The 15141-nt window shown below is 69.5% G+C and carries 12 protein-coding genes; 3 read left to right on the top strand and 9 right to left on the bottom strand.

What is annotated here, in order from left to right; all coding sequences use genetic code 11:
* Positions 1–60: 60 nt before the first annotated feature.
* Together FHW58_RS13935 and FHW58_RS13940 are read right to left on the bottom strand one after the other, a co-directional pair.
* Entirely contained in the window at positions 61–2481 is a 2421-nt protein-coding gene (locus FHW58_RS13935) for a catalase (RefSeq protein WP_179673737.1), read from the bottom strand.
* An 84-nt stretch (positions 2482–2565) separates the two neighbouring features.
* Positions 2566–2919 (bottom strand): YqjD family protein, encoded by a 354-nt coding sequence (locus FHW58_RS13940; RefSeq protein WP_179673738.1) that lies wholly within the window; start codon positions 2917–2919, stop codon positions 2566–2568.
* Between the two features lie 185 nt (positions 2920–3104).
* Here FHW58_RS13940 and FHW58_RS13945 point away from each other — a divergent pair, with 185 nt between their 5' ends.
* Positions 3105–5573: a hypothetical protein gene (locus FHW58_RS13945; RefSeq protein WP_179673739.1), complete on the top strand. Its 2469-nt coding sequence runs from the start codon at positions 3105–3107 to the stop codon at positions 5571–5573.
* 458 nt (positions 5574–6031) lie between these two features.
* A complete protein-coding gene (locus FHW58_RS13950) occupies positions 6032–7153 on the top strand; it encodes a branched-chain amino acid ABC transporter substrate-binding protein (RefSeq protein WP_179673740.1) in 1122 nt (373 codons plus the stop codon).
* On the opposite strand, the gene FHW58_RS13955 is transcribed toward FHW58_RS13950, so the two are convergent.
* Positions 7116–7700: a biliverdin-producing heme oxygenase gene (locus FHW58_RS13955; RefSeq protein ID WP_179673741.1), complete on the bottom strand. Its 585-nt coding sequence runs from the start codon at positions 7698–7700 to the stop codon at positions 7116–7118. The two genes, FHW58_RS13950 and FHW58_RS13955, sit on opposite strands and share 38 nt — an antisense overlap.
* Positions 7701–7820: 120 nt before the next feature.
* Between FHW58_RS13955 and FHW58_RS13960 the strand changes: the two genes are divergently transcribed.
* Positions 7821–9455, top strand: a complete 1635-nt coding sequence (locus FHW58_RS13960) for a response regulator (RefSeq protein ID WP_179673742.1) — start codon at positions 7821–7823, stop codon at positions 9453–9455.
* Here FHW58_RS13960 and FHW58_RS13965 read toward each other — a convergent pair.
* The 6 genes from FHW58_RS13965 to FHW58_RS13990 form a co-directional block, all read right to left on the bottom strand.
* The gene (locus FHW58_RS13965; RefSeq protein WP_179673743.1) at positions 9442–9897 is read right to left on the bottom strand and encodes a response regulator; all 456 of its coding nucleotides are present in this window, start codon (positions 9895–9897) and stop codon (positions 9442–9444) included. The two genes, FHW58_RS13960 and FHW58_RS13965, sit on opposite strands and share 14 nt — an antisense overlap.
* Before the next feature lie 8 nt (positions 9898–9905).
* Positions 9906–12128 carry an ATP-binding protein gene (locus tag FHW58_RS13970; RefSeq protein ID WP_179673744.1) on the bottom strand — a complete coding sequence of 741 codons (2223 nt, stop codon included), beginning with the start codon at positions 12126–12128 and terminating at the stop codon, positions 9906–9908.
* Positions 12129–12199: 71 nt separating this feature from the next.
* Positions 12200–12685, bottom strand: coding sequence for an arsinothricin resistance N-acetyltransferase ArsN1 family B (locus FHW58_RS13975; RefSeq protein WP_179673745.1), 486 nt, complete (start codon positions 12683–12685; stop codon positions 12200–12202).
* Positions 12685–13383 (bottom strand): TetR/AcrR family transcriptional regulator, encoded by a 699-nt coding sequence (locus FHW58_RS13980; protein ID WP_179673746.1) that lies wholly within the window; start codon positions 13381–13383, stop codon positions 12685–12687. Before FHW58_RS13980 ends, FHW58_RS13975 begins: the two co-directional genes overlap by 1 nt.
* A gap of 18 nt (positions 13384–13401) precedes the next feature.
* Positions 13402–14133, bottom strand: a complete 732-nt coding sequence (locus FHW58_RS13985) for a YoaK family protein (protein WP_179673747.1) — start codon at positions 14131–14133, stop codon at positions 13402–13404.
* A 1-nt stretch (position 14134) separates the two neighbouring features.
* Complete coding sequence (locus FHW58_RS13990) at positions 14135–15136, bottom strand: cupin-like domain-containing protein (protein WP_179673748.1); 1002 nt, start codon at positions 15134–15136, stop codon at positions 14135–14137.
* Between the last annotated feature and the right edge of the window lie 5 nt (positions 15137–15141).

The raw sequence follows: 15141 nt of genomic DNA on the forward strand, positions 1-15141 counted from the left end.
CAATGACGAGCATATCACTATGCTCGTCATTGTTAAACACTTCGTTGGTATAGGAGATGTTTACAGCGGGGCGGCGTCGCGTTCGCGATGGAAATCGCGGTGGCTGGCGAGCGCCTGTTTGAAGGCCGTCAGCGCCGCGTCCAGCGCGCCGGCGTCAACCTGCCACAGGGCTGGATCGGGCGCGCCGTCGGCCAGCGCCGGCGGGATGCCGGCCGCGTCCAGCAGTTGTTTGCCGTCGCCCAGCGCCAGCAGCGGCTTGCAGTGGCGGTACTGCTGGCGCACGAATTCGCGGGCGTCGGCGTCGCCGGCCAGCATGGCCGCGCTGGCGGCGCCGTCGGCCACGATCACCGCGTCATACAGCACCGACGGGCCGGCTTCCAGCGAGATCTCGATGTCGATCCGGCTGCCATCGGCGGCCGCCAGTTGCCCCAGTTGCGGCGCCACCACGCGCGGCACGGCGCCAGCCGCCAGCAGGTCGGCGTAGACGGCCTTCAGGCTGGCGGCGTCAACGCCGTGGCCGGCCAGGATTGCCACCTTGCGCGCCTGCGGCCCGGTCACGCCCGGCCGCGCCAGCAGCGACAGCGCCGGCGACGGCTCGTAGTGCGGCGACGGGCCGTCGATCGCCAGCGGCATCGGCGCCGGCACCTCGATGCCCAGGCCCTGCGCCACGCCCTCGGCCAGGATCGGGTCGACGTTGGCCAGCATCGACACCAGCCGCACCCGCACCGCCGGCGTCTGCACGCGCGTCAGTTCAAAGCGGAAGGCGTTGACGATGTGGGCCTGCTCGGCCGGCGTCTGGCTGATCCAGAACAGGCGCGCCTGCGCGTAGTGTTCGGCGAACAGTTCGGGCTTGCCGCGCACCTTGTCCTCCGGCGGCTGCGGCTGCTGGCGGAAGGTGGTGGTGAAGCCGGCCATGCCGGCCTGGAACGGGCAGCCGCCGCCCAGCGAATTGGGCTCGTAGGCGACGCGGCCGCGGTGGATAGCCTGGCGGTGCATGCCGTCGCGCTGGTTGTTGTGCACCGGCGCCAGCGGCGCGTTGACCGGGATCTCGTGGAAGTTGGGGCCGCCCAGGCGGCTGATCTGCGTGTCCAGGTAGGAGTGGATGCGGCCCTGCAGCAGCGGGTCGTTGGTGAAGTCGATGCCAGGCACGATGTGGGCGGTGCAGAACGCCACCTGCTCGGTCTCGGCGAAGAAGTTGTCCGGGTTGCGGTTCAGGGTCATCTTGCCGACCACGCGCAGCGGCACCAGTTCCTCCGGCACGATTTTGGTCGGGTCCAGCACGTCGAACGGGAACGACGCGGCCTGTTCCTCGGTGAAGATCTGCAGCCCCAGTTCCCATTCCGGGAAGGCGCCGGCCTCGATCGCTTCCCACAGGTCGCGGCGGTGGAAGTCGGGATCGGCGCCGACGATCTTGGCGGCCTCGTCCCACACCAGCGAGTGCGTGCCCGGCAGCGGGTTCCAGTGGAACTTGACGAACACCGACTCGCCCTGCGCGTTCACCAGGCGGAAGGTGTGCACGCCGAAGCCCTGCATGGTGCGGTAGCTGCGCGGAATGGCGCGGTCGGACATCTGCCACATCAGCATGTGGGTCGATTCCGGCATCAGCGAGACGAAGTCCCAGAAGGTGTCGTGCGCGCTGGAGGCCTGCGGCATGGCGTGGTGCGGTTCCGGCTTGACCGCGTGCACCAGGTCCGGGAACTTCATCGCGTCCTGGATGAAGAACACCGGCATATTGTTGCCGACCAGGTCCCAGTTGCCCTCGTCGGTGTAGAACTTGACGGCGAAGCCGCGCACGTCGCGCACGGTGTCGGCCGAGCCGCGCTCGCCGGCCACGGTGGAGAAGCGCACGAACACCGGCGTGCGCTTGCCGGCCGCCGCGAACGGCGCGGCGCGGGTGATGGCGCTCAGGTCCTCGTAGGCTTCGAAGTAGCCGTGGGCGGCCGAGCCGCGCGCGTGCACCACGCGCTCGGGGATGCGTTCGTGGTCGAAGTGGGTCAGCTTTTCGCGCAGGATGAAGTCTTCCATCGCGGTCGGGCCGCGCAGGCCAACCTTCAGCGAATTCTGGTTGTCGGCCACCGGCACGCCCTGGTTGGTGGTCAGGCGCTGTTCGCTGCCGTCGGCGCGCACGCGGTCCAGGTGGCCGGCCGGGCACACGCCCAGCGGCGGCACGCCGCTGCCGGTCTTGGGCGAAGCGTTGGTTTCGCCGGCGGTGCTGGCGGTGGCCACCGGGTGCGGCACCGGGCAGGTCCGGCCCGGCTGCGGCGTGCGCGCGGCGTCGCCGTGCTCGCCGGCCTTGTTGGCGTTATACGGCAGGGCAGCGGCGGTCTGCTGGCCGCCGGCCACTTTCTCGATCAGCGCGTCCTCCTGCGGGCTGGCGCCGCCGAGGCTATCGGGCGGATTGGCGTTGGATGGTCCGGATACGGTGCTCAAGACGGAACCGGCCCCCATGACGGAGGCCGGCGAGGTTGGATTGGTTGCCATGGATATCCTTAGGAACGAGACGACGAACGGTGCCCGGGCGGCGCTGCCGGTCGTCCCGGCGATACCGGCCGGGCCAACGGGGACTTACTTGGTGCTGCGCGAACCCAGCAGCTTGGAGATGCCGTAACCGGCGGCGGCCGCCACCAGCACCGACAGCAGCGGGTTGGCGCTGACGTGGGTGCGGCTGGACGCGGTGAAATTCTTGTAGGTTTCCACCACTTGCTTGCCGCGCGCGGCCAGGCGGTCGGAGGCGCTTTCGGCGGTGTCGGCTACCTTGTCGACGCCGGTGTGGGCCTGGGCGGCCAGCTTGTCGGTGGCTGGCGGGATTTTTTCAGCGACCTTGTCGATGGTGGCGTGGGCGTCGGCGCGCAGGTCCTTGCCGATCTGGGTGACGCCGTCGCGGGTGTTGTTGATCTTGCTGTCGATGTTGTTTTCCATGATGTGATCCTCTCGTTGTTGAATATTCGTGGGTGGGGAACTGCAACGATAGGCTGAGTCAACGGGCTTGACCGTGCGGAAGCTAACAATGTGAAAAATGGCCGCCGAATGTGAAATGGCACACGGACGCGGCTGCCGTGGCGGCGCATGCTACAGGTGACGCATACCTTTCTTGGAGCGCTGCAATGTTTCCCATCTCTTCCCTGACGCCGTCGGCGGCCGCCGAACTCCAGCCTGTCAGCCGCGCGAGCGAGACCGCGCCGGTCAACAGCGCCACCATCAACGCGGTGGGGTCGGCCACCGACGCGCCGCCGGCGGCCTCGGTGACGGTGGACTTGTCGCCGGTGGCGAGTTTCCTGTTGTCGGTCACCAATGCCCAGCAGCAGCTGGCGCAGGCCCAGGGCAACACCACGCTCGACATCGCGCAGCGCGCCGATACGGTGAATACCGCGGTGCAGAACGTGGTGGATGCGTTCAACCTGCTGCCGACGGTGGATTTCGATCAGGGACAGCCGCTGGAGGCGTCGCTGCTGAACAATCTGGTCAACAGCCTGAACCGGCAGACCAATGATGGCGCCAACACGCAGGCGCAGAATCTGGCGCAGTTGGGCGTGACCTTGCAGCCGCCGCTGCTGTCGGCGCTGAGCGGCGGGCTGTCGCTGGAGCCGGAGGTGCTGCGGGCGGCGTTCAACGCCAATACGCAGCAGACCACGTCCACGCTGGACAACACGCTCAACAATTTCCGCACGCTGGCGACCGAGTTTGCCGAGCAGTTGAGCGCGGCCGGCAGCGCGCAGTTGCCGGGCCTGGGCACCAATCCGTTCCAGAGCCTGACGGCGCAGCAGCGCGCCGGGCTGACGCCGGAGGAGCTGGCGGCCAATACCCGATTGCAGTTGGCGCAGCAGGAGATCAACAATCTGGCGCGCAATCCGCTGCCGGAGACGGCGGCCGACCGGCTGGCGGCGCAGCGCGCGCAACTGGAACAGCCGGATCTGCTGGCGCAGCAGCCGGAGACACCGTCGCCGATCGTGCAGCAGCAAGCGGCGCAGGCCGCGCAGCAGGCGCAGGCGACCCAACAGGCACAGGCCAACGTCGAGCAGGCCAATTTGCAGCAGGCGCTGCTGGATCAGGCGACGTCCGACCAGCAGGCGCAGGCGACGCAGCAGACCGCCGCGCAGCAGTTGCAGGCCAATCAGCAGGCGCAGCTGGCTAATCAGGCGCAAGCGCAGCAACAATTGCAGGCGGACCAGCAAGCCAATGCCCAGCAGTTGCAAGCCAACCAGTTGACCGCGCAACAGGCGCAGCAGACGGCGCAGCAGGCGCAGACCGATCAGCTACAGGCGGCCGACCAGCAGCGCGCGCAACTGGTGCAGGCGGCCACGCAGCAGGCCGACATCACGCGGAACCAGCAGACGCAGGCCGCGCTGAACCAGCAAGCCCAACTCGACCAGACGCGCGCGGCGCAGCAACAGCAGTTACAGCAGACGGCGGCGCAGGTGCAGAACGCGCAGCAGGCGCAGGCGGCCGAAGTGTCGGCGCTGCAGCAAACGCTGGCGCAAACGCGCGCCGCGCAAGACGCCGCCACCGAACAAGCGCGCCAGGCTGGCCAGACGCAGACCACCGCCGCGCAGCAAGCAACGCAGAACGCGGCCGACCTGCAGAACGCCAACCCACTGCAACTCAGCACCCAGGCAGCCATCCGCCAGGCCCAGCAAGCCGCCGAGACGCAAGCGCAGCAGACGCAAAATACCGCCAATACCCAGACGCAGCAGGCCGCGCAGATCAACGCGCAGCAAGCGCAGCAGACCCAGGATGCCGCCGACGCGCAGGCCCAGCAAGCTGCCCAGACCAGCGCCCAACAAGCGCAGCAGACGCGCGATGCCGCCGACGCGCAGGCGCAGCAGGCTGCGCAGACCAGTGCGCAGCAGGCGCAGGCTGCTGCGCAGGCCCAGACTGCCCGCCAGCAGGCCGGCGTTACCGTGACCAGCGCCACCAGCGCCGCGCAGCAGGCGGCGCAGCAGGCCGTGGCCGCGCAGAACGCCGCTCAAAGCGTGCCGAATCTGCCGCCTAACGCCAGCTCAGCCCAGCAGGCCGAAACCGCCCAGGCAGCGGCCGCGCAAGTGGCCATCGCCAACGCCGCCGCGCAGGCCGCCGCGGTGCAGGCGCAAGCCGCGCAAAACGCTGCCGACGCCATGGCAGCACAGAACGCCGCCGCCGTGGCCGCCGCCGCCCAGGCCCGTCTGGCGCAGAACAATACCAGCACCGCCGACGCCGCCACCACCGCCGCCAGCGTGGCAGCCCAGCAAGCCGCCGCCGCACAGGAAACCGCGGCCAGCCTGGCGGCCGCCAACGCCGCTGCTGCCGACGCCGCGCAACAAGCCGCGGCCGCCGCCAATGCCGCGCAGCAGGCCCAGGCCGCACAGGCCGCCGCCGAGCAAACCAGCGCCGCGCAACTGGCCGCCGCGCAAAACGCCGTCAACGCGCCTGCCGATCTGCGCTCGAACCCGGCGCTGGCGGCCGCCATTGCCGCCTACAACATCAACGACCTGGCCGGCAACAACGCCAACGCCGCCCGCGCCGCCACCGACGCCATCCCGCGCGTGGCCGCAGTCAACGCCACCACCGCCACCCGCAGCATCGGCAACGCGCCGTAAGCTGCCGGGCACCCCGGACCCGGACCCGGTCCGCCGCCGAAGCCCGCCCTGCCCCGCCGGAGCCGGCGCCTCCCGCCGAAGCCCGCCTGCCCCACCGGAGCCTGCCCCGCCTGCCGACGCGCGATCCGCCCTACCCGGCGACGCGCGACCTGCCCACCGGAGCCGGCCCGGCCCCCGTCATCCCGGCGAAAGCCGGGATCCATGCGCCGCATGGATTGACTCGCCGTATGCACCGACACGCAGTATGGATCCCGGCTTTCGCCGGGATGACGGGCCGGGCCCCGACCGACGCCGGGATGACGGGCCGGGCCCCGGCCTGTGCCGGGATGACGGGGCGGGCGTGCCGCGGCCGGGCGCCGAATTAAATTCTGGCGACCACCGCTTTGCCGACCCAACTCGCACGATAATATGCTCCATTTTTAGCGATAATCACCGCACACCACCCATCAGGAGATCGCATGAAATTGAAGCACACCGCCGCCGCCCTGGCGCTGCTGACCGCCTTTGGCGCCCACGCCCAGGACACCATCATCAAAATCGGCCACAGCGGCCCGCTGTCCGGCGCCCAGGCCTTCGCCGGCAAGGACAACGAAAACGGCGCCCGCCTGGCGGTGGAGGAACTCAATGCCAAGCCCATCACCGTGGCCGGCAAAAAACTCAAGTTCGAACTGCTGTCCGAAGACGACCAGGGCGACCCCAAGGCCGGCATGGCCGCCGCCCAGAAACTGATCGACGCCGGCGCCCGCTACATCGTCGGCCCCTACAACTCCGGCGTCGCCATCCCCGCCTCGCGCGCCTACAACGACGCCGGCGCCCTGATCGCCAGCGTCGCCACCAATCCCAAGCTGACCCAGCAAGGATACAAGGGCGTCTACCGCGTCAACGCCAGCGACACCCAGCTCGGCTCGAAAATGGCGCTGTACGCCGCCAACGAACTGAAACTCAAAAACGTCGCCGTCATCGACGACCGCACCGCCTTCGGCCAGGGCTTGGCGGAAGAATTCAAGAAGCAGGCCAAGGCCTCCGGCATGACCGTGGCCGGCCACGAGTTCACCAACGACAAGGCGTTCGACTTCACCGCCATCCTGACCAAGCTGAAAACCAGGAACGTCCAGGCCATCTTCTTCGGCGGCTACGCGCCGCAGGCGGCGCCGATGGCGCGCCAGATGAAACAGCTTGGCATCACCGCCAAACTGCTGGGCGGCGACACCATCTGTACCGCCGAAATGGGCAAGCTGGGCGGCGACGCCGTCGGCGACAACGTGCTGTGCTCGCAAGGCGGCGCCATCCTCGACAAGGCCGCCACCGGCCCGGCCTTCAAGGCCAAGTTCAAGGCCCGTTTCAAGCAGGACGCCGACGTCTACGCCGCCGCCTACTACGACGCCGTCATGCTGTACGCGCAAGCCATGCAGAAGGCCAACTCGACCGACGCGCAAAAAGTCCAGCCCATCATCAGCGCCGGCTCCTACCAGGGCGTGGCCGGCACCTACGCCTTCGACGCCAAGGGCGACATGAAGCAGTCGCCGGTCACCATCTTCACCTTCAAGGCCGGCCAGCCGGTGGCGCTGACCAGCTATTAAGCAGCGCCAGCAGCCGGTCGAAGGCCTGCCGGGCGCCCGCGCAGGCCTGCTCGATCTGCGCCGGGGTCGTCACCTCGGCACGCAGCGCGGCCAGGAACGCCTGCCAGCGCGGCCCCGGCGGGCCGTCGCCGCGCAGATAATCCAGCGGATGCGGCGCCAGCCGCTCCGCCAGCCGCTTGTACAGCACCGCCCCGCCCAGTTGCGAGCCCTCGATCACGTACGCCACGCCCCAGCGCCAGGCGGCGTCGTCCTGCGCCGGCCACGGCAGCGCGGCCAGCGGCGGCGGCGGCGGCAGGCCGGCCAGCGCGGCGTCCGCCAGATCGGCGTGCAGCCGCGCCAGGTGGTCGCGCATCGGCAGCGCGCCTTGCGGGCCGTCGGCGTGCCGCGCCAGCGCCGCCTGCAGCGGCGCCAGCCATGCCGCCAGCAACGCCAGATGATCGCGGTAGGCGCGCAGGTCCGGCGCCGGCGCGGCCAGCGGCGTGCGCGTGTCCAGCTCGGCGTGACGGGCGGCGGTGGCGGCGCGCAAGACGGTCAAGACATCCAACATATTCCCCAAATTCAACATCAATAGATAATTTTACACAGCCCGGCCCGCGCACGGTACGTCATGGTACATTCACCAGCCGTCCGCTCAGGTAAAATTTAACCATCCTTATTTGTCGCGCCCATGAACCATACCCACTCGCCCCACTGCTCCGTGCTGCTGCTTGACGACGAAGCCATGGCCGAAGACCTGATCGGCTACCGCCTGTCGCGCCTGGATGACATGCGCCTGCACTACGACAGCCGCGCCGAACTGGCCGTGCAGCTGTGCCAGCAAAGCCAGGCCAACGTCGTGCTGGTCGACCTGCGCATGCCGGGCCCGGACGGTTTTGACGTCATCAGCATGCTGCGCGCCGACCCGGCCACCGAGCATGTGCCCATCATTTTGCTGTCGAGCGAGGACAACGCCGACATCAAGGCCCGCGCCTTCCAGCTGGGCGCCAACGACTACCTGGTCAAGTGGCCCGAGGCGCGCGAGCTGGAGGCGCGCATCCGCTACCACTGCGCGGCCCACCAGGCGCGCGTGCAGCGCGACGCCGCGTTCGCCGAACTGCGCCAGCGCGAGGAGGAACTGCGCGCCAGCCAGGCCGCGCTGCACCAGTCACAGAAGATGGAGGCCATCGGCCAGCTGACCGGCGGCGTGGCGCACGACTTCAATAACGTGTTGCAGGTCATCGGCGGCAACCTGCAGCTGGTCAAGATGATCGGCGGCGTCAACGCCCAGGGCATGGCGCGCATCGACAACGCCCTCAACGGCGTCGAGCGCGGCGCCCGCCTGGCGGCCCACCTGCTGGCCTTCGCGCGGCGGCAGCCGCTGCAGGCGGCGGTGGTGGCGCTGGCACCGCTGCTGGCCAATATGGACGACATGCTGCGCCGCGTGCTGGGCGCGCGCGCGCTGGTGGTCACCGACCTGGCGCCGCAGCTGTGGCATACCGAGGTCGACGTCGGCCAGCTCAACAACGTGATCCTCAATCTGGCCATCAACGCCCGCGACGCCATGCACGGCGACGGCACGCTGACCATCCGCGCGCGCAACCTGCCGACCGGCGCGCCGCTGCCGGACAACCACGGCCCCAGCCGCTGCGACTATGTGCTGATCGAAATCGCCGACACCGGCGCCGGCATGCCGCCGGAGGTGCTGCAGCGCGCCTTCGAGCCGTTCTTCACCACCAAGCCGACCGGCCAGGGCACCGGCCTCGGCCTGAGCATGGCGTATGGCTTCGTCAAGCAGTCGGGCGGCGAGATCGCGCTGCAAAGCGAAGTCGGCAAAGGCACCTGCGTGCAGATCTACCTGCCGCGCAGCCACGGCGCGCCGGCGGCGGCGCTGGCCAGCGAGGCGCCGGCGCTGAGCCGCGGCGTCGAGACCATCCTGGTGGTGGAGGACGAGGACGACGTGCGCGCCGCCACCGCCGACCTGCTGGCGGCGCTGGGCTACGAGGTGCTGAGCAGCGCCAACGCCGAACACGCCGCCCACCTGATCGAGGACGGCGCCCATATCGACCTGCTGTTCACCGACGTCATCATGCCGGGCCGCGTCAGCAGCCTGGAGTTGAGCGAGCTGGTCAAGCGCAAGCTGCCGCGCGCGCAGATCCTGTTCACCTCGGGCTATGCGGAAGGGGTGCTGGCGCACGACGGCAAGCTGCCGGCCGGCGTCCATCTGCTGCACAAGCCGTACACGGCCGAAACGCTCAGCGCGCGCATCCGCCACCTGCTGCGGCGCGGCGCGGCAGCGCCGGCGTCCGCCTCTACTGCGGCTTGATGTAGCGCTGCGACCCTGGCGGCGGCTCGTTGAGCACCGCCCAGAAGATGCCGAGGTCGGCGATGGCGCGCACGAACTCGGTGAAGTCGACCGGCTTGACCACGTAGGCGTTCACGCCCAGCTCGTAGCTGCGCACCAGGTCCTGTTCTTCCTTGGACGAGGTCAGCATCACCACCGGGATGCTTTTCAGGCTGGCCGAGTTGCGGATGTCGGCCAGCACTTCCAGGCCGTCCACCTTGGGCAGCTTCAGGTCCAGCAGCACCACCGCCGGATTGCCCTGCTCGCGCGTGGCGTAGGCGCCGCGCGCGTGCAGGTAGTCGAGCGCCTCGGCGCCGTCGCGCACCACGATCACCTCGTTGGCGAGCTGGCTGCGCTCCAGCGCGATCAGCGTCAGTTCCAGATCGTTCGGGTTGTCTTCCACCAGAAGGATGGGCTTTAACATAGTCTTTCTCAATCAGTCTTGGGCAGGGCAAACGAAAAAGTCGCGCCCTCTCCCGGCACGGAGTTGGCCCAGACGCGGCCGCCATGGCGCTCGACGATGCGGCGCACATTGGCCAGGCCGATGCCGGTGCCATGAAAATCTTCCATGCGGTGCAGGCGCTGGAATACGCCAAACAGCTTGTGCGCGTATTCCATGTTGAAGCCGACACCATTGTCGGCCACGTGAAACACGGTCTCGCCCGGCAGCTGCTCGCTGCTGATGCGGATCACCGCCGGATCGCTCTTGCCGGTGAACTTGACCGCGTTCGACAGCAGATTATACAGCGCCAGCTGGAGGAAGGCCGGATCGGCGGTGACCTCCGGCAGCGGCGCGACGATCCACTCGACCCGGTGCGGCGGCAGGTCCGGCGCCAGCTTGTCGATGACGCCGCGCACCAGGTCGTCCATGCGCACGCGGACCGGCCGCAGCGCCGCCCGTCCCATCTGCGAAAAACTCAGCAGGTCGTCGACCAGCTTGCCGGCCAGCCGCGCGGCATCCTTGATGTTGGCCAGGAAGCGCTGGCGCCGTTCGGGGTTGTCGCTGCCGGCGGTTTCCATCAGCAGGTCGGAGAAGCCGACGATGTGGCGCAGCGGCGCGCGCAGATCGTGCGACACCGAGTACGAGAACGCCTCGAGCTCCTTGTTGGCGCGGCCCAGCTCCTCGGCCAGGTCGGCCATCTGCTCGGCGCGCTCGAGCGCGATGCCCAGCAGCGCGGTGCGGAACTCCAGCGCCAGCTCGACCTCGCCCTCGCGCCACGGCGTGCTGGTGCCGTGCACCGTCTCGCGCCAGATCTGGAAGCTGGTGCGCGGCGACAGCTGGCCGCTGCGCGTGGCCTGCTTGTCGTCGGGCCGCCCGGCCCAGTCGATCTGCACCACGTGCTCGGGCCGGAACCACAGCAGGTAATGCGGGTGGATGCGCGAAATCTGCATTGCCAGCAGGCCGCTGGCGCTGTCGGTGTAGGCCGCCGCCGGCGCGTAGCGGGACGACAAGTGGGCGCTGTGGAACACGTCGCCGTGGATCTGCTGGCCCAGCCAGCCGGCCAGCGCGCGGATCTGCGCATCGGACGGCGTGTCGCCGAAGGTGATCAGGCGCTCGCCGATGACGATGGCAACACCGCCGGCGCGCGCGAAGTGCAGCAACTCCGGCAGCACGCTGCGCAAATTCTCGATGAAGTCGGCGCCCTGGGTCAGGCCACCGAGGATGCGCACCATCGAGCGCCGCACGTCGAGGCGGAACGCCAGCTCGTCGGCGTCGCTGCGGTTCTTGATGTGCAGCGCCAGGATCTGGCCGATCTGTTCGCACACCGTGCGCTGGTGGAAGCTGAGCGGGCGCGGCGCGGCGTGGTGGCAGGAGATCAGCCCCCACAGCTTGCCCTTGACCACCAGCGACACCGACATCGACGCCAGCGTGCCCATGTTGCGCATGTATTGCAGGTGCACCGGCGACACGCTGCGCAGCGCGGCGAACGACAGGTCGCTGGGCTGGCCGGTCAGCGGATGCAGCGGCGGCAGCAGCGCCGCCGGCGTGTAGTTGGCGTCCTGGATCAGGCGCACGCGGTTGGCCACGTACAGCTCGCGCGCCTGGCGCGGGATGTCGCTGGCCGGGAAGCGCTGGCCCAGGTAGCTGTCGTAGCCCTCGGCCAGGCATTCGGCCAGCACCGTGCCGTGGCCCTGGTCGTCGAAGGAATACACCATCACGCGGCCGAAGCCGGTCAGCGCGCGGATGTCGGCGGCGGCCAGCCGGCTCAGTTCCTCGATCGAATCGGCGTCGGTGATCTTGTTGAGGAAATCGCCCAGCAGCGGATACAGTTGCAGCAAGTCGGCGCCGTAGCTGCCGCGCGTGGGTTCGAATTCGAGGATGTGCAGGCCATCCCAGGCGTGCGCCAGCACGTCGAACGGCTGATCGCGCAGGCTGATGGTGGCCAGATGCGCCGGGCGCTCGCGCAGGCGGTCGGGCGCCAGTTGCGGCGCCAGCGCGGCGGCGTTGTCGGCGCCGATGACCCGCGCCAGCGGCTGGCCCAGCGCCGCCGCCGGCGCCACGCCGGTGAAGGCCGCCAGATTGTCGCTGACCTGCAGCACCGTGCCGGCGCCCTCCAGCGCCAGCAGAAAACCGTGCGGCTGCACCCCGCCCGGCGTGCGGATCGGTTCGCGCTCGCAGCTGGTGAGGTCGATGGCAGTGCTATCCTGGGGCATGGTGCGGACGGAAAAATCCTAAACTAACAGGCCTGCATCATACCAAGTTCTGCCGTGGTGGGACGCACAAATCAATCCAGTTTCAATTCCCAGTAGCCGACGTCGATCCAGCGCTCGAACTTGCGCCCCACCTCGCTGAAATGCGCGACCTTGACGAAGCCAAGGCGCTCGTGCAGCGCCACGCTGGCCGGATTGGGCTGGGCGATGCCGCCGATGGCCAGGTGGACGCCGCGCGCGCGCAATGCGTCCAGCAGCGCCGTGTACAGCGCGCTGCCGATGCCCTGGCCGCCGCGCCCCTGCTCGACGTAGACGCTGGTTTCGGCGGAAAAGCGGTAGGCGCTGCGCACCCGCCACCGGGTGGCGTAGGCGTAGCCGGTGACGCGGCCGTGGTCCTCGCGCACCAGCCATGGCAGGATGGCGCCGAGATCGCGGATGCGCTGCGCCATCTCGTCCACCGTCACCGCGCGCTCCTCGAAGCTGATGGTGGTGGTGGCGACGTAGTGGTTGTAGATGGCGGCGATGGCGCCGGCATCGTCCGGCGTGGCGGGACGGATCATCAGTTGTCCGGCGCCGTGTGCAGCGTGGCGAACACCGGCGACGACACCGGGCCGATGTCCGGCAGCGGCATGGTGGCGATGGCGCGCGCCTCGTCGGCCGCCAGCCCCACGCCCTGCAGCACCATGGCCAGCATCTCCTCGACGTGGCGCGGGCCGGCGCCGCCCTCGGTCAGCTGGGTTTCGATGCCGAAGAACACCGAGCCCAGTATCATGTCGCGCACCACCAGCGCGCTGGCGGCGCGCAGCCGGCCGCTGGCCAGGCCCAGTGCCAGGTCGCGCATCAGGTAGCGGTCCAGGCGCCGGCCGCGCACCGCGTGCGCCGGGCCGATGCGCGTCAGGAAGGTGCCCCACACCGGGTAGCGCAGCGCGAAATGCACGTACAGCCGGGTGCCGACGCAGAAACGCTGCGCCGGATCGTCATAGCGCAGCACGTGCGGATCGACCATGCCCAGCACCTCCTCGTTGAGCGCTTCGGTGACGGCCGCCAGCAGCGCGTGCGGGCTGCGGAAATAATTGTAGAAGGTGCCGCGCGCCACGCCGGCGGCAGCGATGAAGTCGTCGATCACCGGCGCGTCCGGCCCCAGCCGGGCGAACACGTCGATGGCGCTGCGGATCAGCAACGCGCGCGTGCGCTCGCGCCGTTCGATGCCGACGCGCTTCTGGTGAGGGTGCCCGGTGGCGGCCGTGGGTGTATTCATGCGGCAAGTATAGACCAACTAGCGCCGCTCCCGCACGTCGTCCAGCAGCGGCACCAGCGCCAGCACCAGCAGCGCGCCGGCCAGCGGCAGCGTGGCGCCGTAGCCCAGGTACTGGAAGCCCAAGGCGCCGGCCACGCCGCCGGCCAGGAACATCGCCAGCAGCGAGCCGAGCAGCGCCAGCCGGCCGCGATCGGCCACCACCGGCGCGGCGGCGGGGTCACGGTTCCAGTAGCACAGCTTGCCCAGCTCGATGCCGATGTCGGTCACCAGCCCGGTCACGTGGGTGGTGCGGATTTCCGCGCGCGAGGCCTTGGTGATGATGGCGTTCTGCAGCCCCATCACAAAGCACAGCAGCGCCACCGTGGCGCCCAGGTGGCCGTGCGCCGTCGCGCGCGCGCCCAGCAGGCCGAACGCCAGCAGCAGCGCCGCCTCCAGCAGCAGCGGCAGCGCATAGCGGCTGTGCGCCGCGCGCCGCCGGCCCCAGTTGATCAATATGGCCGACACCGCCGCGCCGGCAAAGAACGCCGCCAGCGACGCCAGCCCCGCCAGCAGCAGCGCGCCGTGGCCCAGCGCCAGGTTGTCGGCCAGCGCCGACACCACGCCCGACATGTGCGAGGTGTACTGCCCCACCGCGAAAAATCCGCCGGCGTTGACGGCGCCGGCCACAAAGGCCAGCGAGCGGCCCAGGCGGCGATTGCTGAGGTCGGTGCGCTGCGGACCGGCGTAGCTGCGCAGATAATGCAGGGGCATGTCAGAAGTCCTGGCGGGCCGGATAATCGCTGTAGAAGTCGTTATCCCAGCGAAAATGCGTGGTGGAGACGGTGATGCTGACGTCCAGCGCCTCGACGAAATGCCACCAGCCGACCGGCAGGAACAGCAGCTCGCCCGGCGCCAGCACGCACTCGCGTACCGGCACGCCGGCCATCAGCGGAAAGCGTTCGGTGTCGACGCGGCGCCCGTCCACCGGCGAAAAACAGTGGCGCTGGTTGTACATGCCGGGCGTGTCGCACGGCGCCACCATGCGCACCCGCTTGCGGCCGGCCACCTGGATCATCAAGTTGTTGGTCAGGTCGTGGTGGAACGGCGTGATGGTGCCGGCCGGGCCGAACCAGAAAAAGCCGCCGCGGTCGGGCCGCAGATAGGCGTCCAGCGGCGGCAGGTCGGCCAGCAGCTGGCGCAACGCGGCGCGGTTGTGGCCGTCGTTATTGGCCGTCATGTAGAAGTCGTTGGTGACGCCGGCGTCGCGCACCAGCGCCACGTAGTCGGCAAAGCGCAGGCGGCGGCGGTGCGCGGCGCTGTTGATTTCGTAGTCGGGGTCGGCGTCGCGGCCAAACTGCACCTCCACCTCGTGCTCGCCGAGTTGCGCGGCCAGGTAGTCGAAGCTCCACTTGTCGCGCGCGGCGCAGCCGTCCAGCATGCCGGTGAGGATGACCGGCTGGTTGCGGCGGTAGTAGTCGCGCAGGAAGTCGTCGCCCGTCAGGCCGGCGCGGCGCGGGATGGCGGCCGCCTCCGCCGACGGCGCCAGCCGGTTCAGGCGCGCCTGGATGCCCAGCAGCCAGTCGCGCTTGGCCAGGCGGTTGCGCAACCGCTCGGCGCCACGCAGATAGGGACTGGCCAGCGCCGCCTCGACCTCGGCAAGCGCGACTGCCTCGGCAACGCCGGCCCGCACCATGACGCCGGCCAGATCCCCGGGCTGGCCGCCCAGGATGAGATTTTCGGCTATCCAGCCGCGCCAGGAATCATTGACGTCCATCGCCC

Source organism: Duganella sp. 1224, assembly GCF_013408245.1.
Taxonomy (GTDB): Bacteria; Pseudomonadota; Gammaproteobacteria; order Burkholderiales; family Burkholderiaceae_D; genus Rugamonas.

Excerpts from the sequence above, each read along its gene's own strand:
- FHW58_RS13965 (WP_179673743.1), bottom strand. The coding sequence starts at position 9,897 with ATGTTAAAGCCCATCCTTCTGGTGGAAGACAACCCGAACGATCTGGAA.
- FHW58_RS13980 (WP_179673746.1), bottom strand. The coding sequence starts at position 13,383 with ATGAATACACCCACGGCCGCCACCGGGCACCCTCACCAGAAGCGCGTC.
- FHW58_RS13945 (WP_179673739.1), top strand. The coding sequence starts at position 3,105 with ATGTTTCCCATCTCTTCCCTGACGCCGTCGGCGGCCGCCGAACTCCAG.
- FHW58_RS13975 (WP_179673745.1), bottom strand. The coding sequence starts at position 12,685 with ATGATCCGTCCCGCCACGCCGGACGATGCCGGCGCCATCGCCGCCATC.
- FHW58_RS13985 (WP_179673747.1), bottom strand. The coding sequence starts at position 14,133 with ATGCCCCTGCATTATCTGCGCAGCTACGCCGGTCCGCAGCGCACCGAC.
- FHW58_RS13940 (WP_179673738.1), bottom strand. The coding sequence starts at position 2,919 with ATGGAAAACAACATCGACAGCAAGATCAACAACACCCGCGACGGCGTC.
- FHW58_RS13935 (WP_179673737.1), bottom strand. The coding sequence starts at position 2,481 with ATGGCAACCAATCCAACCTCGCCGGCCTCCGTCATGGGGGCCGGTTCC.
- FHW58_RS13950 (WP_179673740.1), top strand. The coding sequence starts at position 6,032 with ATGAAATTGAAGCACACCGCCGCCGCCCTGGCGCTGCTGACCGCCTTT.
- FHW58_RS13955 (WP_179673741.1), bottom strand. The coding sequence starts at position 7,700 with ATGTTGGATGTCTTGACCGTCTTGCGCGCCGCCACCGCCGCCCGTCAC.
- FHW58_RS13990 (WP_179673748.1), bottom strand. The coding sequence starts at position 15,136 with ATGGACGTCAATGATTCCTGGCGCGGCTGGATAGCCGAAAATCTCATC.
- FHW58_RS13960 (WP_179673742.1), top strand. The coding sequence starts at position 7,821 with ATGAACCATACCCACTCGCCCCACTGCTCCGTGCTGCTGCTTGACGAC.
- FHW58_RS13970 (WP_179673744.1), bottom strand. The coding sequence starts at position 12,128 with ATGCCCCAGGATAGCACTGCCATCGACCTCACCAGCTGCGAGCGCGAA.